Annotated in this window: 15 protein-coding genes; 5 read left to right on the top strand and 10 right to left on the bottom strand. The window is 55.9% G+C overall.

Going from position 1 to position 22,063, the window contains the following annotated elements; all coding sequences use genetic code 11:
- Window positions 1-3 precede the first annotated feature (3 nt).
- The gene (locus tag G6Q29_RS13275) at window positions 4-360 is read right to left on the bottom strand and encodes an ArsC family reductase (RefSeq protein WP_165465963.1); all 357 of its coding nucleotides are present in this window, start codon (window positions 358-360) and stop codon (window positions 4-6) included.
- A 387-nt stretch (window positions 361-747) separates the two neighbouring features.
- Here G6Q29_RS13275 and ypfM point away from each other — a divergent pair, with 387 nt between their 5' ends.
- A complete protein-coding gene (gene ypfM / locus G6Q29_RS13270) occupies window positions 748-807 on the top strand; it encodes a protein YpfM (protein ID WP_015572204.1) in 60 nt (19 codons plus the stop codon).
- A gap of 109 nt (window positions 808-916) precedes the next feature.
- Here ypfM and acrD read toward each other — a convergent pair whose 3' ends face one another.
- Together acrD and narQ are read right to left on the bottom strand one after the other, a co-directional pair.
- On the bottom strand, window positions 917-4,030 hold the full coding sequence (gene acrD, locus G6Q29_RS13265; RefSeq protein WP_165465962.1) for a multidrug efflux RND transporter permease AcrD: 3,114 nt from the start codon (window positions 4,028-4,030) through the stop codon (window positions 917-919).
- 141 nt (window positions 4,031-4,171) lie between these two features.
- On the bottom strand, window positions 4,172-5,866 hold the full coding sequence (narQ, locus tag G6Q29_RS13260; protein ID WP_165465961.1) for a nitrate/nitrite two-component system sensor histidine kinase NarQ: 1,695 nt from the start codon (window positions 5,864-5,866) through the stop codon (window positions 4,172-4,174).
- Window positions 5,867-6,018: 152 nt separating this feature from the next.
- Between narQ and aegA the strand changes: the two genes are divergently transcribed.
- The 3 genes from aegA (at window position 6,019) to G6Q29_RS13245 (ending at window position 9,806) form a co-directional block, all read left to right on the top strand.
- Window positions 6,019-7,995 (top strand): formate-dependent uric acid utilization protein AegA, encoded by a 1,977-nt coding sequence (aegA, locus tag G6Q29_RS13255; protein WP_165465960.1) that lies wholly within the window; start codon window positions 6,019-6,021, stop codon window positions 7,993-7,995.
- 67 nt (window positions 7,996-8,062) lie between these two features.
- Window positions 8,063-8,656, top strand: coding sequence for a GDP-mannose pyrophosphatase NudK (gene nudK / locus G6Q29_RS13250; RefSeq protein WP_165465959.1), 594 nt, complete (start codon window positions 8,063-8,065; stop codon window positions 8,654-8,656).
- Window positions 8,657-8,762: 106 nt separating this feature from the next.
- The gene (locus G6Q29_RS13245) at window positions 8,763-9,806 is read left to right on the top strand and encodes a DUF1176 domain-containing protein (RefSeq protein ID WP_165465958.1); all 1,044 of its coding nucleotides are present in this window, start codon (window positions 8,763-8,765) and stop codon (window positions 9,804-9,806) included.
- 76 nt (window positions 9,807-9,882) lie between these two features.
- On the opposite strand, the gene ygjK is transcribed toward G6Q29_RS13245, so the two are convergent.
- From ygjK to ebgR, 6 genes are all read right to left on the bottom strand, one after another.
- Complete coding sequence (gene ygjK / locus G6Q29_RS13240) at window positions 9,883-12,234, bottom strand: alpha-glucosidase (RefSeq protein ID WP_165465957.1); 2,352 nt, start codon at window positions 12,232-12,234, stop codon at window positions 9,883-9,885.
- 15 nt (window positions 12,235-12,249) lie between these two features.
- Window positions 12,250-13,308 (bottom strand): protein YgjJ, encoded by a 1,059-nt coding sequence (gene ygjJ / locus G6Q29_RS13235; RefSeq protein ID WP_165465956.1) that lies wholly within the window; start codon window positions 13,306-13,308, stop codon window positions 12,250-12,252.
- 38 nt (window positions 13,309-13,346) lie between these two features.
- On the bottom strand, window positions 13,347-14,783 hold the full coding sequence (locus G6Q29_RS13230; RefSeq protein ID WP_047733471.1) for an amino acid permease: 1,437 nt from the start codon (window positions 14,781-14,783) through the stop codon (window positions 13,347-13,349).
- 53 nt (window positions 14,784-14,836) lie between these two features.
- Window positions 14,837-15,286 carry a beta-galactosidase subunit beta gene (locus G6Q29_RS13225; protein WP_165465955.1) on the bottom strand — a complete coding sequence of 150 codons (450 nt, stop codon included), beginning with the start codon at window positions 15,284-15,286 and terminating at the stop codon, window positions 14,837-14,839.
- Window positions 15,283-18,366 (bottom strand): beta-galactosidase subunit alpha, encoded by a 3,084-nt coding sequence (gene ebgA / locus G6Q29_RS13220; protein WP_165465954.1) that lies wholly within the window; start codon window positions 18,364-18,366, stop codon window positions 15,283-15,285. The genes G6Q29_RS13225 and ebgA overlap by 4 nt, the downstream gene beginning before the upstream one ends.
- Window positions 18,367-18,512: 146 nt before the next feature.
- Window positions 18,513-19,496 carry a transcriptional regulator EbgR gene (gene ebgR / locus G6Q29_RS13215; RefSeq protein WP_165465953.1) on the bottom strand — a complete coding sequence of 328 codons (984 nt, stop codon included), beginning with the start codon at window positions 19,494-19,496 and terminating at the stop codon, window positions 18,513-18,515.
- A gap of 139 nt (window positions 19,497-19,635) precedes the next feature.
- Between ebgR and G6Q29_RS13210 the strand changes: the two genes are divergently transcribed.
- Window positions 19,636-19,968: a tRNA-binding protein gene (locus G6Q29_RS13210; RefSeq protein ID WP_165465952.1), complete on the top strand. Its 333-nt coding sequence runs from the start codon at window positions 19,636-19,638 to the stop codon at window positions 19,966-19,968.
- An 87-nt stretch (window positions 19,969-20,055) separates the two neighbouring features.
- Here the strand turns inward: G6Q29_RS13210 and tkt are convergent, their stop codons facing one another.
- On the bottom strand, window positions 20,056-22,044 hold the full coding sequence (gene tkt, locus G6Q29_RS13205; protein WP_165465951.1) for a transketolase: 1,989 nt from the start codon (window positions 22,042-22,044) through the stop codon (window positions 20,056-20,058).
- Window positions 22,045-22,063 lie beyond the last annotated feature (19 nt).

The following is a 22,063-nucleotide window of genomic DNA, read 5'->3' as shown; positions in this document are numbered from 1 at the left end:
AGACTACACCTCAACGAATAAATCTGAATAAAGGGTTTCACTGAAACCCAGCAGCATAGGCTGACCTGGCTTGCAGAGCAATGGGCGTTTGATGATTGCCGGCATTTCAAGCATCAGTCTGGCTGCGCTGTCGGCGTCGTTGATCGTGGCCCGGAGAGATTCATCCAGTTTTCGCCAGGTGGTCCCGCGGGTATTTAGCAGCGCTTCCCATCCCAGCTCGTTGATGGCGGAATGGAGAAATGCCGGGTCAAGCCCGTCGGCACGGTAATCGTGGAAGCGATAGTCAATGCTGTGTGCTTCCAGCCAGCGGCGGGCTTTTTTAATCGTGTCGCAATTCTTAATGCCGTACATCACAACCATAGTGAATCCTTTTGTTCTTTTGTGGATTAAATGTTCAATATTTTCGAAGATATATCCTTAAGTGGAATATAACACATTCGGAATTTTTCGTGATTTACAATTCTCCATAATTCAACGAACAACTGTAAGCTGAATAGTCTTTCATCTTTTAAGCATAGTTGTCCATCCTGTTTAAATTACCAATAAACTCAGAGGGAAATTAAAAATGCTGTCATTTTTCCGACTATTTCAAAATATTGCTGTAGGTCACATAAAATTTATCCGGCAACGCTCATAGTGATCCTAAACCTACCAGCACAGCGGGGCTCAATCACAGCAATCGGTTAAAGTGGCTTCACAATGATGATATGTTTTCGTAGAATGCGCATAATAATAAGAGAGGTTGTTATGATTGAACGTGAACTGGGGAACTGGAAAGACTTTATCGAAGGCATGCTTCGTAAATGAATTTCCGGTAAGAAATGCAAGAGCACTTAATAAACTAAAATAACCATAGTGTGAAAGAATCACACAATAAAAAGGCGGCCTGTACAGCCGCCTTTTTTATTTCAACGGGTTATTCCGGCTTTTCCTTCAACGGGAAACGGCGGCGTACCAGCACAAAGAACAGCGGTACGAAATAGAGAGCGAGTATCGTTGCAGAAATCATTCCCCCCATCACGCCTGTCCCTACTGCGTGCTGACTGCTGGAGCCTGCGCCGGAGCTGGTGGCCATCGGCAGGACGCCAAACACAAACGCCAGAGAAGTCATCAGGATCGGGCGCAGGCGCTGACGACAGGCGTGCAGCGTGGCGGCCATCAGTTCGTGACCTTTGGCATTCATCTCATTGGCAAATTCGACGATCAGAATGGCGTTTTTTGCCGACAATCCGATTACGGTGAGGAGTCCGACCTGGAAATAGACATCATTTTCCAGGCCGCGCATCCAGGTTGCCAGCAGCGCGCCGATGACCCCGAGCGGCACCACCAGCATCACCGAGAACGGCACTGACCAGCTTTCATATAGCGCCGCCAGGCAGAGGAATACCACCAGCAGCGAAAGCGCATACAGGGCAGGCGCCTGAGCGCCGGAAAGCCGTTCCTGGTAGGACATCGCCGTCCACTCAAGGCCAAAGCCGGTCGGTAACTGCTGAACCAGTTTTTCCATAATATCCATTGCGGTACCGGTACTGACGCCCGGCGCGGCTTCACCGACAATCTCCAGCGCCGAATAGCCGTTGTAACGCTCCAGACGCGGCGAACCGGTCTCCCAGCGTGACGTTGCGAACGCCGAGAACGGTACCATGCCGCCGGTATTGTTGCGCACATACCAGCGGTTGATATCGTCCGGCAGCATGCGGTATTTCGCGGCAGACTGAACGTAGACCTTCTTCACGCGGCCGCGATCCATAAAGTCATTCACGTAGCTTGAGCCCCACGCCGTTTGCAGGGTGTCGTTGATATCGTCGATGGCGACGCCCAGCGCCTGCGCTTTACGCTGGTCAATATCAACCTGTAACTGAGGGCTGTCATCCAGACCGTTATGCCGAACGCGGGTAAGCTGCGGATCTTTTCCGGCCAGATCCAGAAGTTTATCGCGAGCCGCCATCAACGCGTCATGCCCGGCGCCCGCGTGATCCTGAAGCTCCATATCAAACCCGGCTGAGCTGCCCAGGCCGCTGATGGCGGGCGGGCTGCTGGCGAAAACGCGCGCTTCCTTGATTTTGTTGAACGCTTTGGTTGCACGCTCAATGATGGCAAAGGAGGAGCCGGTATCGCTGTCGCGCTGATCCCAGTCTTTCAGGCGTACAAACATGCGCGCCACGTTCTGCCCGTTACCGCCAGGGCCAGAGCCAACGGTGGAGAAGACGGAAACCACGTTATCTTTCTCCTGGGTATGGAAGTAGTTTTCAACCTTCTGTACCACTTTCAGGGTCTGCTGCTGGGTTGAGCCGCTCGGTAACTGAACGGAGGTGATAAACATGCCGCGATCTTCCAGCGGCAGGAACGAAGTGGGTAGCCGCAGGAATAAGAGGACCATGCCGCCGAGCAGCAGGACATAAACCACCATCCAGCGCACGCTGCGGTGCAGTACTTTGCCCACGCCCGCTTCATAGCGCGCCGCATTGCGGTTGAACATGCGGTTAAACCAGCCGAAGAAGCCTTTTTGACCGTGGTGTTCGCCCTTATGCAGCGGTTTCAGCAGCGTCGCGCACAGGGCAGGGGTAAGGATCATCGCCACCAGTACCGAGAGCACCATCGCAGAGACGATGGTGATCGAAAACTGGCGATAAATCGCGCCTGTGGTGCCGCCAAAAAACGCCATCGGGATAAATACCGCCGACAGCACCATGGCGATACCGACCAGCGCGCCCTGAATCTGTCCCATCGATTTTCGCGTGGCCTCGCGGGGCGAAAGCCCTTCCTCGCTCATAATGCGCTCGACGTTTTCCACCACCACGATGGCATCATCCACCAGCAGGCCGATGGCCAGCACCATGGCGAACATGGTCAGGGTGTTGATGCTGTAACCGAAGGCATACAGCACCGCAAAGGTACCCAGCAGCACCACCGGCACCGCAATGGTGGGGATCAGCGTGGCGCGGAAGTTTTGCAGGAACAGGTACATCACGAGGAACACCAGCGCGATAGCTTCGAGCAGGGTCTTCACCACATCTTCGATGGAGGCTTTTACGAATGAGGTGGTTTCGTAGGCAACTTTGTACTCCAGTCCGTGCGGGAAGTAATGCGACAGTTCATCCAGACGCTCTAACACCCGCTGCGCGGTCGCCATTTCGTTGGCGCCGGAGGCCAGTTTTACCCCCAGTCCGGACGCGGCATTGCCGTTAAAGCGACTCAGGTAGTCATATTTTTCCGCCCCCATTTCCACGGTGGCGACATCCCCCAGACGCACTTCCGAACCGTCCTGATTCACGCGCAGAGTAATATTGCGGAACTGTTCAGGCGTCTGGAGCAGCGACTGAGAGTTGATGGTGGCATTAAGCGCCTGGTTATCCACGGACGGCGTACCGCCGAGCTGCCCCACGGCAATCTGGGCGTTCTGCGATTCGATAGCGTCGGTGACGTCTTTGGCGGTCATCTGCACGCTGTTCAGCTTGTTGGGATCCAGCCAGATACGCATGGAATACTGCGAGCCGTAGGCGTCGATATCACCCACGCCGTTGATACGGCTGAGCGGGTCCTGAATATTACTGGCGACGTAGTCCGCGATGTCCTGCTTATCCATCGAGCCATCGGTTGAAACAAACGCGATGGTCAAAATATTGGTGTCACCGGTTTTACGCACGGTCACCCCCTGGTTCTGCACCGCCTGAGGGAGTTTACGCAGGGCCGATTGCAGCTGGTTTTGCACCTGCTGCACCGCTTCGTCCGGATCCGTGCCCGCCGTAAAGCTCAGGGTTACCGTCGCCTGGCCCGTGGCGCTGCTCTGCGAGGACATGTACATCAGGTTATCAAGACCCGTCATGTTCTGCTCGATAACCTGCGTGACGGTATTTTCCAGCGTCTGTGCCGAGGCGCCAGGGTAGTTCGCCGTGATACGCACGTTGGGGGGCGCGAGGTCAGGGTATTGCTCAACAGGAAGGGACGTAATCGCCAGGACACCCGTCAGACACAACAGGATTGCAAGCACCCAGGCAAAAATGGGGCGATCGATGAAAAAATTCGCCATTAAAGTGTGACCTCGTTTTGCTGCACGTCATTATTGTTTATTGCCCGCCTAACTTTAGCGGTAAGGCCCTGGTCAAACGTGGAGAAATAAAGGAGATAATGTAAATTATCATGCGCTTTTTTCAGCGCGCCTTCTTTCCCGCTATTTTTCAGCCTGCGTCGCAGGCGTCCGGAACGTCACGCTGACCTGTGTACCGCCCTGTGGCGGCTGCGAGAAGCGTAACGTCCCGCCGAGCCGTCCCGCGCGTTCGCGCATGATATTCAGCCCGTAATGCCCCGGCGGTTCACTGGCGTCGCCGATACCAATACCGTTGTCGCGGATCGTAACCGTGTGTGTGCCGTCCGCGGTGGTGACGCAGCTGACCACAATCTCGCTGGCGTCGGCATGTTTAATCGCATTCAGTACCGCCTCTCGTACAATCTGCAAGAGGTGTACCTGTTTTTGCGCGTCCAACGCCAGCGACGAGAGACGGCAGTCGAGCACCAGCTTCGCGCTGGTCTGGCTTTGCAACCCGTCGAGAGATTCCTGTAGCGCGGCAGGAAGATTGGCGTGATTGAGCGTCAGGCGGAAGGTAGTGAGCAGCTCGCGAAGCTGATGCCAGGCGTTATTCAGCTCGCGGGAGAAGTCCGTAATGATGCTCTGCGCCGGGGCATTGTCGCCCGGCACGGCATGCTTCAGCAGCGTAAGCTGAATACGCAAATAGGAGAGCACCTGCGCCAAAGAATCATGCAGCTCGCGCGCGATGGTGGCGCGCTCCTCCATCAGCAGCAGCTGCTGATAATGTTTCTGCGCCTGGTTGAAATAGAGCCCCCGGCCCAGCATCGTCGCCACGCTTTCCATTAGCGGCAGGGGAACATCGCCCGTTGTGCTCTGCCAGCGCAATTCACCGTACAGGGTGTCCTGCATTAACACCGGTAAATTGTACATTTTCTCGACAGTTGATTCCTGGCCTTCGCACAGCTGCCAGTCGTCACTGGTGCGCAATTGCAGGTAATTCATCTGCGTATAGTCATACACAATCTGCAAAATGTGCCGGAAGCAGTGGCTGTCTATCTGCCCGGTATTCAATGCCTGTGAACATTTGAACAGCATTTCGAGCTGCTGATGCGCTTCGTTCAGGTGGCGGGTTTTTTCGGCAACGGAGTGCTCAAGGGAACGATACAGGGTGTGCAATTCCGCCGACATGTGGTTGAAGGCGTGGGAAAGCTGGCCCAGCTCGTTGGGCAGCGCGGTATCCGGCGCGGGAGTGTCGAATTGTCCCTGTTCGATACGCTCGCTCGCCGCGACCAGATTATTCAGCGGCAGTACAACCTGACGTCGGATGCGCCGCAGGGTGAAGACCGCCAGCAGCAAAATGCCCAGCCCGCCCGTCAGCGACATGAAAATTACCAGCTGAATTTTATGTTCAGTGTAGTACTGAAGCGCCAGCACAAAGGCATCTATCCTGCCCACAAAATCCTCAATGTGGTTCTGATACCACCCGGTATCGCCGCTGGCGATGCGTTTGTCCATCTCCTGCCAGCCAAGGTGAAGCTGCTGGTATCGCTGTTTGACGTCCTCTGGCACATACCAGCGGTTTAGCTTCTGCAACGCAGGCGCGCTCAGGGTTTTCTGCCAGACCGCGCGGTGCTCCGCCAGCGACGGGCTGGTGCGCTGCATTTCGTAGCCCAGGCGGTAGCTCTGCATACGCAGTGAACCGGCGATGTTAATCGCCTCGGCGTCGCGCTGGCTGCTGGCGAGTGTGACCAGCGCAATGGTGCTGATCAGAACGGACAATACAATCATCGAAAAGAAAGCCCGAGCCAGGCTTCCCGATACGGGGCGTTTAACAGTCACTCATCAGCTTCCTGAATTAAATTGATCTGCCACAGGTTCACTGGAAATAGTTCGGCTTCCTGGGCATTTGAACATTGCGTCGTCCTGCCGCTGTGGGTAAATACGATAACAATAGAAAGAATAAGGTTATTGAACCAAAAACAGGTGTTGTTATGAATCGTTTTATTATGGCCAACGCTCAGCAGTGTATCGGCTGTCGCGCCTGCGAAGTCGCCTGTGTAATGGCGCACAATGGGGAACAGCACGTGCTAAGCGAGCGCCATTTTCATCCCCGCATTACGGTCCTCACTTCTGGCTCCCAAAAAAGCCCCGTGACCTGCCACCACTGTGAAAATGCGCCCTGTGCGCAAAGCTGCCCGAACGGGGCGATCACGCAACACAGCGACAGCGTACAGGTCAATCAACAAAAATGCATTGGCTGTAAAGCCTGCGTCGTGGCTTGTCCGTTTGGCACGATGGACATGCTGGTCACCCCGCTGGAAAACGGTAGCGTAAAAGCCTCGGCGCACAAATGCGACCTCTGTCTGGGAAGGTCGCAAGGACCGGCCTGCGCGGAAAACTGCCCGGCGGAGGTGCTCACGCTGGCTACCCCGGCCGTGCTGGGTAACCTGGTTAAACAGCGCCGACAGCGCAGCGCAAGGCTGAACGCGCTGCCGTGGCACAGCGAGGCGATTCAGCCAGGACTTTCGCAAACCAAACGGCAGCAGATGCAAAACACTCCAGAACGCGGCGAGCCGGATAAGCTCAGCCCTGAAGCGCGCGCTTGCCATTTTAACGAAATTTACCTGCCTTTTCGCCCGGAACAGGCGCAGCGCGAAGCATCTCGCTGCCTGAAATGTGGTGAGCACAGCATTTGCGAGTGGACCTGTCCACTGCATAACCACATTCCGCAGTGGATTGAGCGCGTCAGGGCGGGAGATATTACCGGTGCGGCTGAGCTTTCTCACCAGACTAACTGTTTACCGGAAATTACCGGCCGCGTCTGTCCACAGGATCGATTGTGTGAAGGCGCCTGCACCCTGCGGGATGTGTCAGGGGCGGTGACCATCGGTAATATTGAACGGTTTATCTCGGATCGGGCGCTGGCGATGGGCTGGACGCCGGACGTCAGCCACGTTAAGCCGGTCGGTAAGCGCGTCGCCATCATCGGTGCCGGTCCGGCAGGGCTGGCCTGCGCCGACGTGCTGGTGCGCAGCGGCGTCGGCGTGACGGTCTACGATCGCCATCCGGAAATAGGCGGATTGCTGACCTTTGGTATTCCGGCCTTCAAGCTGGATAAATCCCTGTTAGCGCGGCGCAGAGAGATATTCAGCGCGATGGGCATCCGCTTCGTGCTGAACTGCGAGGTGGGAAAAGACGTGTCGATGGCTCAACTGCAAAACGACTACGATGCCCTGTTCATTGGCGTAGGGACCTATCGTTCGATGAAAGCGGGTATCCCTCACGAAGACGCACCGGGCGTGTACGACGCGCTGCCTTTTTTAGTGGCGAACACGCGAAACGTGATGGGTCTTGAGCCTGCCGCAGACGAGCCGTTTATCGACACGCAGGGTTTAAACGTGGTGGTGCTGGGTGGGGGGGATACGGCGATGGACTGCGTGCGCACCGCGCTGCGACATGGCGCGGCGAAAGTAACCTGCGCCTATCGGCGGGACGAGGCTAACATGCCCGGCTCAAAGAAAGAGGTCAAAAACGCGAAAGAAGAGGGCGCGGCGTTTGAATTTAATGTTCAGCCGGTTGAGCTCACGCTGGATACCGGCGGGAAGGTCAACGGTGTCCGGATGCTGCGCACCCGTCTGGGCGAGCCGGATGCGCAGGGGCGGCGGCGTCCTGTCCCGGTGGCGGGCAGCGAGTTTGTCATGCCTGCGGATGCGGTGATCATGGCGTTTGGTTTTAATCCGCACGCCATGCCGTGGCTTCAGGCGCAGGGCGTCGACACCGACGACTGGGGGCGTATCAGGGCCTCTGTGGAGAGCCGTTATCGCTACCAGACCTCCAATCCGCAGATTTTCGCCGGCGGTGATGCGGTACGCGGTGCGGATCTGGTGGTCACGGCCATGGCAGAAGGTCGCCACGCCGCGCAGGGGATCTTGGACTGGCTTGGCGTGCCGCCGCGGAATATGCAGTAATGCATACGGGCGACAAAGCGGGCATCACGGCGTAGTATAAACAGACTCATTTTGCCGTGGAGCCCGTATGTCCCTGAACATTACCGTTATTAAAGACAAAATCCTTTCTGAAAATTACTTTGTCCTGCGTAACATCACTTACGATCTCACCCGTAAGAACGGGGATATCATTCGCCATAAACGTGAAGTCTACGACCGGGGCAATGGTGCGACGATTCTGCTGTATAACCGAGAAAAGCAAAGCGTGGTGCTGATTCGCCAGTTTCGCATCGCGACATGGGTCAATGGCAACGCGGATGGACGTCTGATTGAATCCTGTGCAGGTCTGCTTGATGACGATGAGCCGGAAGTGTGTATCCGCAAAGAGGCCATTGAGGAGACGGGCTTTGAAGTGGGGGCGGTGCAGAAAGTCTTTGAGCTGTTTATGTCCCCTGGCGGGGTCACCGAGCTGGTTCACTTCTTCGTTGCGGAATATACCGATGCCCAGCGCACTCACCGGGGCGGCGGCGTGGACGATGAAGACATTGAAGTGCTGGAAATGCCTTTCGCTCAGGCTGTCAACATGGTGAAAAGCGGCGAGATCCGCGACGGTAAAGCGGTGATCCTGTTGCAGTATCTGCAAACCAGCGGGCTGATGAATGCTGCGGCGGAAGCGCAATAAGTTGCATTTCAGATAAATCTATCCGATAAATCCGATTGAGCCAGCCCGCCCAGGGCACGAAGATACGCCCCAGATTGACCTATTCGTTTCCGGGGCTGTGCCGTTCATGCGCTACTGCGTTTTTCTTCTCTTCTTCATCTGCGTGCTTCCCGCGCCTCGGGTGTGGGCTGCGCCTGCGCAGCAGTCTTTTTCAGACTGGCAGGTGACCTGCAATAACCAGAACTTCTGCGTAGCGCGCAACACCGGCGAGCATCGCGGGCTGGTCATGACGCTGAGCCGCAGTGCGGGGGCAAAAACGGACGCCAGCCTGCGTATCGATCTCGGCGGTCTTTCGGCGCCTCCGGTCAAAGAGCCTGATATCGCCCCGCGCCTGCTGCTCGACAATGTGCCGCTTAAACTCACCTCGCAACACTGGCAGTTAACCCCCTGGCATCTTAAAACAGACGATACGGGCACCATTACCACGTTTCTGAAAACCATTCAGGAAGGGCAGGCGATGACCCTGCGCGGGGGAAGGCAGACGATCTCCCTGGCCGGTCTAAAAGCCGCGCTGCTGTTTATCGACGCCCAGCAAAAACGCGTCGGAAGTGAAACGGCATGGATTAAAAAAGGGGATAGTCCACCGCTGAGCGTGCCACCTGCGCCGGCTTTGAAAAAGGTGGCCGTGGTGAACCCGACGCCAACGCCACTGACGCATAACGAACTCAACGATCTTCTGGATTACGGTACCTGGCGCATGAACCACAGCCAGTGCTCTCTCGATCCGAACCGGCGCGAGGTGCGCGTAACCGCCTTGACCGATGACAAAGCGCTGATGATCATCAGCTGTGAAGCGGGGGCATACAACACCGTCGATCTGGCGTGGCTGGTGTCGCGTAAAAAACCGTTTGCGGCCAGGAGCGTGAGATTGCGTCTGCCGTTTACCCCTTCCAGCCAGAGTAGCGACATGGAGCTGATGAATGCCAGCTTCGATGAAAAAACGCGCGAGCTGACCACGCTGGCATTGGGACGCGGGATTGGCGACTGTGGGATCCAGACCCGGTGGCGTTTTAACGGCCAGCGCTTCCGCCTGGTGCGCTACGCGGAAGAGCCAAGCTGTGATAACTGGAATGGGCCAGATGCCTGGCCCACGCTGTGGATCACACGCTAGTTTTGCCGGGTACCCGGCCTACAAAACCACGAACCGCAGGCGCGGTAAGGCGTAGCCGCCACCGGCCATGAGGGCATCACCGATCGCGCTTACGGAAAAAGTCGTTATACAGCATATACAAATGCGCCGCGCTCCAGGAGAAGTTAGGTGCGCCCTGCTGTGCTCCGGTCAGGGGGTTATAGTTCTCCTGAATCGGGCCGTCCGAGGTTAACCCTTTCGCATGCTTAAAGAAGGTTTCGGCCAGGGTTTGTGCCTGCTCACGATAGCCGTAACGTTCCATGCCTTTTAGTCCAAACCAGAACTGATCGACCCAGACCCGGCCGCGCCAATATATGTCTGCGCCGAACGCCGGGTTTGTCAGCGCGGCGGTGCCGAGCGGTACCCAGGTATTGAACTCCTTCGGATCCAGCATCACCTTGACCACGGCATCCGCATGTTGCTGCGTCGCGGCACCGTTAAACAGCGGAGACCAGCCTTCCGGCCCTTTACCGCGCTCGACGATAGGTTTGCCCGCACAGCCGTTCGCCAGCGGCTTATCCTCGATGCGAATATCATAGTAAAACCCGCTTTTCGCATCGAACATGCAGGTGTTGATATAGGTTGCGAGCTTATCTGCCAGCTGGCGATAGTGGCTGGCCTCCTGCTCTTTGCCCAGCAGACTCGCCATCTGCGCCAGATAGTGATTGTCGCTGTACAGATAGCTTGCCTGGTCAACGGACTCCTGTAATAAGGAATACCCTAACAGATCGCCTTTTTTACTCCTGTTTTCGGCAAATTTAACCGTCCAGTCGCTGCGTTTCCCGCCGTTTTCAACGTACTTATCCAGCTGCGCTTTATCGATAAACCCGAATACGGCGGCATCATCGCGCCCGGACTCCCACGAGGCGGCCACCTGCGCGGGGATCTCCAGGCTGTCGTACTGGCCGTTATCGATTATCCGCGCGTAGTTATTCAGGCCGGAAAGCGACTCTTCTTTATTACCTTTTTTCACCGTGAACAGCATCTCGCCGGTAGCGGTGTTATGGGCTTTATCACGCGTCGCACCGTACTCCGGCACGCCGTTGCCGTTATGATCGCGGTTACGCAGCCACCAGTCGTGATAGGCAACCAGTTTTGGATACATCTCGGCAAGCCAGGCTTTATCTTGCGTGGTGTTATACACCTCCATCACCGACCATGCCGCCAGGCTCGGCTTGGTGTTACGCTCGTTCCAGTTACCGCCGTCGCCGCCTCGTTCCGGGCTAAGGTTCCAGGCGATTAAATCCGGCACAAATCCGGCATCCTGCGGGCGCACCGGATCGTCGGGTTTGATCTGCCAGGAGAAGACCGCGCGGATGTTCTCTTTGGCGATCTCCGGGTTAAAATGCGCCATGGCAAATGCCTGTTTCCAGGTGTCCCACGGCCAGGTCTGGTTGCCGGAGAACCAGCGTCCGGTTACGGAGGGCGTCACCGTGTTAAAACGCACCGCGCCGCCTGGCGAACGCCAGTTACCGTTCAACGTCTCGATGGCTTTCACCGCCACGCGCGTTTGTTCTGGAGTCGCGTGCGGGTTGGTTAACCCTTTTTGTAAATACCTCTCCCAGCGCGCCTGCGAGGCGGCCATAAAGTAGGCCGGACGCGCCAGAATGTCGCGGATCTGCGGCTGTTCACGCGCGACGTCATCGGCGTTCAGCAGATGGGAGTAGGTAGTGTACAGCGTGGTGCTGCCGGAAATCTGTGCCCGGCTGGTAAAGCGATGTCCGTCAACGGTGGTCTCGGCAGGAAGAGATCGGTGTAACTGATATTCGGAACTGCCGGAGGTGAGCAGATCCCAGGTCGAGCGTACCTTGCCGAAGGTCACCTTCAGGCCGTCGCGCGTGGCTACAATCTTACGCTGATAATCAGGATATGCGCTGTCGATAGTCTTATTCGAACGCGGCTTGCCCTCTTTGGCCTCCAGTTTTTCCAGCAGCTCGCCATCCCACACCAGCTCCAGCGGCGTTTTGCTGGTAATACGGGTTTCAAGCAGCGAAGTACGCGCAGAAGCAAAGCGCAGCGTCATCTCGATCTGAATATCCCTGGCGCTCAGTTTCTGCACCAACGCGCCAGGGAGGCTGTAGGCTTTAAGGGTGAAATCCACTTTTTTGCCGTTCTGGTACACGGACAGGCGATCAAAATTCGTCGCCATAAAGTTGATGTACTCTTCGGTGAGCAGCGCTACGCCGGGAAATCCGCCCTGGGTCTGCGGCCCGTCCGGCAGCAAATGCCCATGCCAGGCACCCATATCAAAAAAGGGATTAAACCGCTGGTGGTCGTCGTAGTCGAAATCCTGCATGAAGAGCGGCGCGCCGGTACGGTTGATGACGTTTTTGAAGTCAGTTGCGGTGGCGGCGTGAGCCGAAAAACTGAGCGCCAGCGCGCAGGCCAGCGGCGTGAGGACGTATTTCATGGTGGTCGATCCTTTTTACCAGTAGAAGTATTGCATCAGGAAGACCCGATCGCTCGGGTCGCCGGAGGCATTTTTCATATAGAAGCGGCTGTCGGCAGCGGTGGCAAAATGCCCGCCGCCGTACTCGTACCAGATCCCGAACTGCATAAACGAGGTTGTTTCTTCAGCCGCATCGTCCGGACGATGTTTCGCGTAGCTGTAAGCAGTGGAGAGATAAACGCCTTTCAGGGCTTCCACCATGGCGCTGACCATAAATCCGCTCTCCGTGCCGGAGATGTTCTGTCCGTTTGCCCGTCCGGTGTGATGCCAGGCGCGTGCCGCCAGGTTGGGTGTTAAAACGCCTGTTAAGAAGAGCTGGCCGGTGCCGTCGGTAATTTCAAGACCGTTCATCCAGGTGACATCTTTCATGATGTCGTACTGAATATAGCCATTCGCCATTGCCGGATAGGTATATTTGTCGTCATAACGATCGTATTTGCCGAAGTGCAGCCAGGCCTTGCTTTCGTCATGGTGACCCGCTGGCGTGGCGGTGACGCTATAGCGCAGGTTGCCGGAGAGGTTTTGCACCTTTAGTGCGTACATGATGTCGCGGGTGTTGGGGATCACATAACCCAGATCCGGCGTAAAATCGCCCCACCATTGCAGGTCATCGAGAGATGAGTCCTGGCGCAGGCTGAGCATGATCTCGGTGCTGTTATCGGTTTTGTAACCGCCGTAGAAGCGGTTAATCCCACCTTCAAACCCGCCCCAGCTGTGATCGGGCACCCAGGCGTTGCCCTGATGATCCGCCTGTACGGTCCAGCCTTCGCCGTAAATCAGGCCGAACCAGTTCCCCTGTTTTATCTCCAGACCGCCCTCAATATAGGTGCCGTCGCTGTATTTATGTTTATCCTGACCTTCTAAATCCATATACCCACCGACGCCCATCTCGCCATAAAAACGAAATGACGAGGAGGCTATTGTCGGTGTTTTGGTGTCGTCATGTTCAGCGGGCCGGGCATCTTCTGCGGCAATAGCAGGGCAGTAGAAAGAGAGGGCAGCGAGTGCCCACAATGTTTTTTGTTTAATTTTCATAAACTCATCCCAATGAGATAAAATCCATGCCTTTTATTTCAGTTAATATTCGAGGCAGGTGATGCTTCAATTTGTTGTTGTTCTTTTGATAATCCCTTTACGTATTTGCTGTATTTCCACCAGGCAAATCCGAGGAATAAAACAATGCCACCAACGTTATAGAAAATAATCGTCAGAATATTGGCACCGGTAGGGAAAGTGGATGCCACAAAACCGATGGCGAAAATAACAATCAGCATCGACACTATGGTTATACCCGTGGTTCGTGAACCCATCCTGAAATCGCGCGGCAGGTGATCGAGCTTACGACGCAGGTTGAGGTAGGCCAGCATAATAAACAGCGGCGGTAACATTGAGGCTGCGGCTGTCATGTTGATGACGGTGTTCATCAGCTCCTGCGCGGTACTGGAGCCCATGGACGGGATAATCATCAGCGGGATCACAATCAAATACTGGATCCAGGCCGCGCGCGCCGGTACGCCGTTTTCGTTCAGCGCCACGGTTTTCGGACCAAAAATGCCGGTCGGGATCTCCGAGAAAAAGATTTTGACCGGCGTCGCCGTCCACATCAGCAGGGAGCCGAACATGGCGGTAAAGGAAACCAGACCGACGAAGCGGTTCATCAGCACTTCCGGCAGGCCAAACCACACCGCCAGACCGTGGAACACCTGCACCGAACCCCCGGTAAACTTCAACGCTTTGCTGCTGATAAAGACGTTGATCAGTACCGAGGAGATGGAGTACAGCACGCCGATAAAGATCCCCGCCAGGATGATCACTTTAACGAAAGATTTCGAACCGCCTTTCACATCGTTTACGTACACCGCGACGGATTCCGCGCCCCCGGCAGCCATAAATATCCAGGTGGTAATGCCGAGGAATGCCCAGTTAAAATGCGGGATCATCGCGTCGACGGTAATCGGATCAGCGGGCTGCACCCCACCCATTAGCGCCGCGCCCGCCAGCAGAATGTAAGAGAGCGTCAGCAGCAGCATCAGCGTGGAGGTTACGGACGTAATTGGCCCCAGCATCTTCGCCCCGTTGGTGGAGACCCACGTTGAGAAGGCGAACAGCACCATGCTTAGCACCGTTGTGGCAAATGGTGTGAGAATGTACTCATAGCCAAGAAAGGCATAAGAGGCATAGGCAATGACGCGCGGTAATAATGAGGTGAAGAAAAATAAATTCACGAACCAGTATGTATAAGCGGTAATAAATGCCCAGCGCCCGCCGAGTGAACTTTTTACCCAGGCATAAACTCCAGCTTCTGAGTTTTTATTCAACGAGACAAACTCAGCGATAATTAAGCAGAACGGGATAAAATAGAACAGGGTTGCTAAAAAGAACATCGGCGCGGAGGCAAGACCGAGTTCGATATTATTATTGATCACGTTGTTAAAACTAAACACGGCGGCAAAGGTCAGCGACAGCAGGCCGAATTTGCCGATGGTATTGCGTTTGGTGGTTTCAGACATAACGTTTCTCCGGGTAAGAGGCTAGCGGTGCTTCATTGGCACCGCTCGTTTTTTTATTTGTTATGGAAATAACCGTCTTCGATGGTCACATTGAGAATGACTTTTTTGACCGGCTCCTCGCTGATAAAGCGATACGCCTCATGGTTCTCACAAATTACGATCTGCCCCTCGCGCACCTGTTCGGTGGTACCCACGCCTTTCAGGTATTCTCGGTCGGTCTCATCGCGGTAGCACTCCACTGTCTGAAGCGCATCTTTGGCGGCATATTCAATTTTTTGCGCGCCCTGAAGGTAGTAATGCACCTCGAAATAGCGGCGATGCCCGACAAACAGCGCGTCGGTGCTGGCATCATTGGTCACACGGTAGGCCAGCGAATCGCCAATCGAATGGGCTACGCCGGGCAAGATATTATCGATATTGTTAATGGCTTCGGAGCAGCGCTGCCATTTGCGACCCGTGCGGTAATGCTGTTTAAACTGTTCCAGGCTCTCAAGAACGATCATTTGTCTGCCTCGCTGTGCAAATCTATGGAGAAGAAACCGGTGCCGAATTGCTGGCGTGCCAGCGCCATCGAGGCGATGCGGCCGCCATTGAGCGGGAGCAGTGTGAAGCCGTAGCGGAACGGCCTGAACCAGACGCGCCAGCTCTCAAGTACCTCGCTTCCCCAGGAATTGGAGCCTAAGCCCAGCACCTGCTGGTCAAGATTAAGCGTGATGTCATCGCAGCGGCGCAGTTCGTTGCAGTGCTGTGCGGCGTGAATGTTCTCAGCCGTGTAGTGCCAGGCGCTGAAGTGGAGAGGCTGTTGCGGTACGACCAGCACGCCGCTGCCATGCCGATCCGCGAGGGAGGCCCAGCGCACCTGCTGACGGTTGCCGTTGTTTTGCGGGAACGGATAATTTTCAAACATCTTATCAACCGTGGTGTGCCACAGGTCGATGGTGCTGGCCTGCTGGCTGTCCGGATAGTTTTCACCCGGCCCTCGCCCGTAGTAGCTCACCTGATCGAACCCGCCGTTGATGCCAAGCGTAAAGCCGATGCACGGAATGATGTGCGGGTATTCGCCGTAGCGCTCACCAGATAGCTCAACGTTGATTTGCCCGTCGGCGGCGATGCGCCAGCGATAGGTACAGCGCATGCCAAAATCAAACACTGGCGGGGCAATCAGGGTACGGGTGGTGACGATGACCGCATCGTCATGCTGCTCAACCTCGAAACCGCGCAGGTGTTCCTGCATGATCTGGAAATGATACGGCTGCCACAGCCCTTCATACTCCTGCTTATGGTTATCAATCATGGGCTTGAAGAAGTTAATCTTCGGCTCACGGGTAAGGTATTCCTCACCGTTCACCTGCCAGGCGCTGAGTTTTCCCGATACTTTAGAGAAGCTCGCGCGGAAGTTATGCCCGGTCACGGTGCAGCTCAGGCGATCTTCCTCCAGACGCAGCGGAGTGGCACTGGTGTTGATAAACGGTGTCGGGCGTGCCGTGCGGCCTTTTAACGGGAACTGATACACCGCGATCTCGTGCCCGACCTCGCTGTAGCGCGTGGGACTGTTTTTGATAATACGTACAGTCAGGAACGCTTCGCGCTCGTCCAGTTCCGGCACGTGCAGGCTGACGCAGCGGGAACTGTTGGGGGCCAACCCGGTGATGTTCAGTGGCGCGCAGTGCAGCGTTTCGCCTTCCGCACGCACCTCCGTGAGCAGGGTGTAATCGTCCAGGCTGGTGAACCATAAGCGGTTATCAACGTTCAGCTCACCGTTTTGCCAGCGCAGTTTGACCGGGGCGATCGCCTGCTTGTACTCACGCAAACCTGGCCCGGGGGTTTGATCGGCGTAGATCAGCCCGTCGAGGCAGAAGTTGTAATTATTGGGGTAATCACCGAAGTCGCCGCCATAGGCGTACCAGATGTTGCCGCTGGCGTCTGTTTTCTGAATACCGTGGTCGCACCACTCCCAGACATAATGTCCCTGAATGCAGTCGTGGCGATCGAACACGTTCTGATACTCGGTCAACCCGCCGGGACCGTTGCCCATCGCATGGGCGTATTCGCAGATAATGCGCGGTTTGGCGTGCGGGTACTCGCCAAACAGATTCATCAGCGGTACGCGGGTATACATGGTGGAGATAATATCCACCACCTCGGCGTCGCGATCTTCTTCGTAGTGAAGCAGGCGAGTATCATCCAGCGCTTTTGCCGCACGGGCCATCGCGCGGATGTTACAGCCGTAGCCGGACTCGTTTCCGAGCGACCAGATGATGATCGACGGATGATTTTTCTGCGCGTGAATATGGCGTTCGATACGCTCAACGTAGACCGGCTCCCACACCGGATCGTCCGTAATGCGGCTCAGGTCGCCGACGTTGGCGAAGCCGTGAGATTCCACATCCGTTTCAGCCATCACAAACAGGCCGTACAGGTCGCAAAGTTCGTAAAAGCGCGGGTCGTTCGGGTAGTGGGCGGTACGTACCGAGTTGATATTGTGCTGCTTCATCAGGATCAGGTCGCGCTCCACGCGATCCATCCCCACCGCGCGGCCCCTCAGATGATCGTTGTCATGACGGTTGACGCCGTGCAGCTTCAGATAACGGTTGTTAACGTAGAACAGGCCGTCTTTCACCTTGATATCCCGAAACCCGATGCGCTGCGGGATGATTTCCAGCGTCTGGCCATGGTTATCTTTTAAAGTCATGACCAGATGATAAAGATCCGGCGATTCAGCGGACCACTGGCGGGGTTGCCTCACCTCAATGCTGAAGGCGGTTTCCGCACGCTCGCTGACGGTCAGGTTGTCGGTTGTTCCCTGGTGCAGCACTGTCTCGCCGTCGTACAGGGTATAATCCAGTTGCACACAGCCAGGGCGTGCAGCAAGATTTTCCAGCTCAAGCTGACAGAAGAGGGTGGCGTCCCGGTATGCCTCGTCGAAGGTGGTTTTAACCGTGAAATCGCGGACATGCGTGAGTGATTTTCCCAGCAGGTAGACGTCGCGGAATATCCCCGCCGTCCACCACATGTCCTGATCCTCAATGTAGGTGGAATCTGCCCACTGCATAACCCGCACGCACAGCAGGTTTTGCCCGCTGTGTACCGCATCGCTGATATCAAACTCGGCAGACAGTCGGCTGCCTTTGCTAAAGCCTATATAGCGGCCATTCACGTAGACTTCGAAATAGGTTTCGACGCCGTCAAACTTGATAAGGGTCTGTTTATCTTGCCAGCTGTCAGAAAGCGTAAACCAGCGCTGGTATGCCCCGGTCGGGTTGTCTGACGGCACCCATGGTACGTCCACCGGGAAAGGAAAGCCTTCGTCGGTGTACTGCAACTGACCGTGACCTTCCATCTGCCACATGCCCGGCACGGTAATATCGCCCCAGTCGGCCATGTATTCTGAGGTAAAGTTTTCCGGGACAAGCAGCGGGTTCGTGAAGAAGCGAAAGTTCCACTTTCCGCTTAGCGACAGAAAGTGGCTGCTGGCTTCACGCGCAAATGTGCGCGCCCGGGATACGGTGTCATAAGAGAAGAAGTACGCACGCGGCGGGAGCCGGTTTTCATGCGTGAGTTGAATATTTTCCCAGCGATTCATGTGATCTCCCTGTAGGGGTAAAACATCATTGCTGGAGATTTTAGTAAATATTTTACTAAATAAAATCAGTAAAACCGATTTGCTTTAACTCGATCACGAAATTAAAAAAGCCGGGCGTGCCCGGCGGGAGAGTTAACAGGTGGAATTCAGCGGGTGGTGCCGCGCAGCTTCAGTACGCTCGGGACGAAGACCTGAAGCGGTAGCGCGCGGCCATCGCGGGCCTTTTCCAGCAGCAGATTAACGCCCTGGCTGCCCATCATTTCAGAGTGGATGCGCACGGTGGAAAGAGGCGGGAAGGTAAAGCGGGCGGTTGGAATGTCGTTCACGCTGATCAGTGAAATATCTTCCGGGATCGCCAGCCCTTTTTCGTGGATGGCGCGTAACACCCCGATGGCGATGGAATCAGAGGCCACGAACAAGGCGGAAGGCCAGCACTGTTGTGCCAGCATGGTTTTTGCCAGTTCATAACCGGACGAGCTGGAAAAACCGCCGCGCCAGATGTCCTGTTCCGACACCACCCCTTTCAGGAGCCCGTACTCCACGAAGGCGGCTTCCCGAATATCCGCCTTGCCTGGCTCATCTTCGCCGCCGATAAAGCCAATCCGCTTAACTCCCTGAGCAATAAAGAAATCCACGATCTGCTTGCTGATGCGCGAAAGGTCAATATCGACAGAATCGTACTCGCTGCCCGGTTCGTGAAAGTCGATAAAACAGACGTTGTCGGTCAACGACATTGCCGCACGTCGAAGCGCAGGGGAGGGTTTGCCTACAATCAACACCCCGGTGAGCTTTTTCAGCTCCGGCAGGGTGGCGTTGGCGTAGCAGTTATTCAGTTCGACACCCAGTTTTTCGCACTGCGTCTCAATGCCGTGGCGAATGGCAAGATAGTAAGGGTCGTTGATCTCCAGTTCCTGCTGGTAGCTGTAGAGCGCCAGAATATGTTGCTGACCGGCAGCGACAGACTGCATTTTACGGGAGGTCGTGCTTTTGTATTCCAGCTTCTCGGCAATCTCCAGAATGCGGTGTTTCGTCTCTTCTTTCACATTCAGCGTCGGGTCATCGTTTAAAACCCGGGATACCGTTGCCAGCGAGACGCCAGCTTCCGTCGCGATGTCTTTCAGCGTTGCCATGTTTGTCCTTATTCCCCACGAGATAGCTTATTGTAAAGGATGCGTTCGGACATGCATTAATTTTTAGTAAATAACATCCCTGTTGCCCTCGCCACTTACCGTGCTAGTATTTAGTAAAATTTTACCAAGGAGGCAAAAAGTGGAAACGGTAGCGTACGATGATTTTGCAAAGCTCGAGATCCGCGTGGGAAAGATTGTGGACGTTAAACGTCACGCCAATGCGGACAAGCTCTATATTGCGCAGATAGAGGTGGGAGGCAGAATTCTGCAAACCGTTACCAGCCTGGTGCCGTATTACCGGGAAGAGGAGCTGATGGGCAAAACGGTGGTGGTGTTGTGTAACCTGGCAAAGGCTAAAATGCGCGGTGAAACGTCTGAATGCATGTTGCTCTGCGCGGAAACCGATGACGCCCAAGAAAGTGTGTTATTAACGCCGGAGCGGGTGATGGCGGCAGGGGTAAGAGTGGTGTGAAAAAGCCGGGTGGCGGCTACGCCTTACCCGGCCTACAAAGCCTCGAACCGCAGGCCGGGTAAGCGACAGCGCCTCCCGGCAAAAGCACTACAGCACGCTAAGCGCCTTCTCCACTACGTTCTCAACGGTAAAGCCGAAATATGGGAACAGCTTGTCAGCCGGGGCGGATTCACCGTAACCATGCATCCCGACAATTGCCCCTTTCAGACCCACATATTTGTACCAGTAGTCGGCAATGCCAGCTTCAACCGCCACGCGCGCCGCGACGTTTGAAGGCAGCACCGATTCGCGGTATGCCTCATCCTGGGCATCAAAGATATCCGTTGAAGGCAGAGAAACCACGCGCACCGCATGACCCTCGGCGGTCAGTTTCTCCGCCGCTTTTACCGTGATTTCCACCTCGGAACCGGTGGCAATCAGGATCACGTCCGGCTTGCCGCCGCTGTCTTTCAGAATGTATCCGCCGCGGGCAATATTTTTCACCTGCTCCGGCGTGCGTTCGATCTGCGCCAGGTTCTGGCGCGACAGGATCAGCGCCGTGGGGCCGTTATGACGCTCTACGGCCAGCTTCCAGCCCACTGCCGCTTCAACCTGATCGCACGGACGCCAGGTGCTGAAGTTTGGCGTTAAGCGCAGGCTCGCCAGCTGCTCTACCGCCTGGTGCGTCGGCCCATCTTCACCCAGCCCGATAGAGTCGTGGGTATATACCATGATTTGCCGTGCCTTCATCAGGGCTGCCATACGCGCCGCGTTACGGGCATATTCGACAAACATCAGGAAGGTGGCGGTGTACGGCACGAAGCCACCGTGATGGGCAATGCCGTTAGCAATGGCGGTCATCCCGAACTCGCGCACGCCGTAGTGGATGTAGTTCCCCGCGATGTCCTCCTTCAGGGATTTAGAGCCGGACCAGATGGTGAGGTTACTTGGCGCCAGATCCGCCGAGCCGCCCAGCAGTTCGGGCAGGACAGGGCCGATCGCGTTCAGGGTGTTTTGTGACGCCTTACGGGTGGCAATTTTCGCCGGGTTGGATTGCAGGTTTTCAATCAGCGCCTGGGTTTTCTCTTCCCAGTCTTCCGGCAGGCCGCCGCTCATGCGGCGGGTAAACTCGGCCGCCAGCTCCGGGTACGCTTTTTTGTAGGCGGCAAACTTCTCGTTCCAGGCCTGCTGCGCTTTTTCACCGGCTTCGCGAGCATCCCAGGCCCTGTAGATCTCTTTTGGGATCTCAAAGGCCGGGTGTTTCCAGCCCAGTTTCTGGCGGGTCAGCGCCACTTCCTCTTCACCCAGCGCCGCGCCGTGCGCCTCTTCTTTGCCCGCTTTGTTCGGCGAGCCGAAGCCGATGGTGGTGCGGCAGATGATTAAGGACGGTTTGTCCTTCACGCTCTGCGCTTCCTCAATTGCTTTTTTCACCGCCTCAGGATCGTGACCGTCAATCTCGTGTACCACGTGCCAGTGATAGGCTTCAAAGCGTTTCGCCGTGTCGTCGGTAAACCAGCCCTCGGTTTCCCCGTCAATGGAGATGCCGTTGTGATCGTAGAAGCCAATCAGCTTGCCCAGCCCCAGGGTGCCCGCCAGAGAACAGACCTCGTGGGAGATCCCCTCCATCAGGCAGCCGTCACCCATAAAGACATAGGTGTAGTGATCGACAATCTCGTGGTCGGGTTGGTTGAACTGCGCGCCCAGCGTACGCTCGGCAATGGCCAGGCCGACGGCATTCGCCAGCCCCTGGCCCAGTGGGCCGGTGGTGGTTTCAACGCCCGGCGTATAGCCGATCTCCGGGTGGCCCGGCGTTTTGGAGTGCAGCTGGCGGAAGTTTTTTAACTCCTCAAGCGGCAGATCGTAGCCAGAGAGGTGCAGCAGGCTGTAGAGCAGCATCGAGGCGTGCCCGTTGGAAAGAATAAAACGGTCGCGGTCGTACCAGGTCGGATCGGTCGGGTTGTGCTTCAGGAAGTCGTTCCACAGCACTTCGGCAATATCAGCCATACCCATGGGGGCGCCAGGGTGGCCTGAATTGGCTTTTTGTACGGCATCCATGCTGAGGGCGCGAATGGCGTTAGCGAGCTCTTTACGGGACATAGTTCACTCCGTGGCAAGG

This window comes from Enterobacter cloacae, assembly GCF_011078175.1.
GTDB lineage: Bacteria > Pseudomonadota > Gammaproteobacteria > Enterobacterales > Enterobacteriaceae > Enterobacter > Enterobacter cloacae_Q.
This window is presented reverse-complemented; position numbering and strand designations above follow the sequence as displayed.

What these genes read in the sequence shown, in the direction of transcription:
- G6Q29_RS13275 (WP_165465963.1), bottom strand. Translation starts at nt 360, where the DNA reads ATGGTTGTGATGTACGGCATTAAGAATTGCGACACGATTAAAAAAGCC.
- ebgR (WP_165465953.1), bottom strand. Translation starts at nt 19,496, where the DNA reads ATGGCAACGCTGAAAGACATCGCGACGGAAGCTGGCGTCTCGCTGGCA.
- ebgA (WP_165465954.1), bottom strand. Translation starts at nt 18,366, where the DNA reads ATGAATCGCTGGGAAAATATTCAACTCACGCATGAAAACCGGCTCCCG.
- tkt (WP_165465951.1), bottom strand. Translation starts at nt 22,044, where the DNA reads ATGTCCCGTAAAGAGCTCGCTAACGCCATTCGCGCCCTCAGCATGGAT.
- acrD (WP_165465962.1), bottom strand. Translation starts at nt 4,030, where the DNA reads ATGGCGAATTTTTTCATCGATCGCCCCATTTTTGCCTGGGTGCTTGCA.
- G6Q29_RS13245 (WP_165465958.1), top strand. Translation starts at nt 8,763, where the DNA reads ATGCGCTACTGCGTTTTTCTTCTCTTCTTCATCTGCGTGCTTCCCGCG.
- ygjJ (WP_165465956.1), bottom strand. Translation starts at nt 13,308, where the DNA reads ATGAAAATTAAACAAAAAACATTGTGGGCACTCGCTGCCCTCTCTTTC.
- nudK (WP_165465959.1), top strand. Translation starts at nt 8,063, where the DNA reads ATGTCCCTGAACATTACCGTTATTAAAGACAAAATCCTTTCTGAAAAT.
- G6Q29_RS13225 (WP_165465955.1), bottom strand. Translation starts at nt 15,286, where the DNA reads ATGATCGTTCTTGAGAGCCTGGAACAGTTTAAACAGCATTACCGCACG.
- G6Q29_RS13230 (WP_047733471.1), bottom strand. Translation starts at nt 14,783, where the DNA reads ATGTCTGAAACCACCAAACGCAATACCATCGGCAAATTCGGCCTGCTG.
- aegA (WP_165465960.1), top strand. Translation starts at nt 6,019, where the DNA reads ATGAATCGTTTTATTATGGCCAACGCTCAGCAGTGTATCGGCTGTCGC.
- ygjK (WP_165465957.1), bottom strand. Translation starts at nt 12,234, where the DNA reads ATGAAATACGTCCTCACGCCGCTGGCCTGCGCGCTGGCGCTCAGTTTT.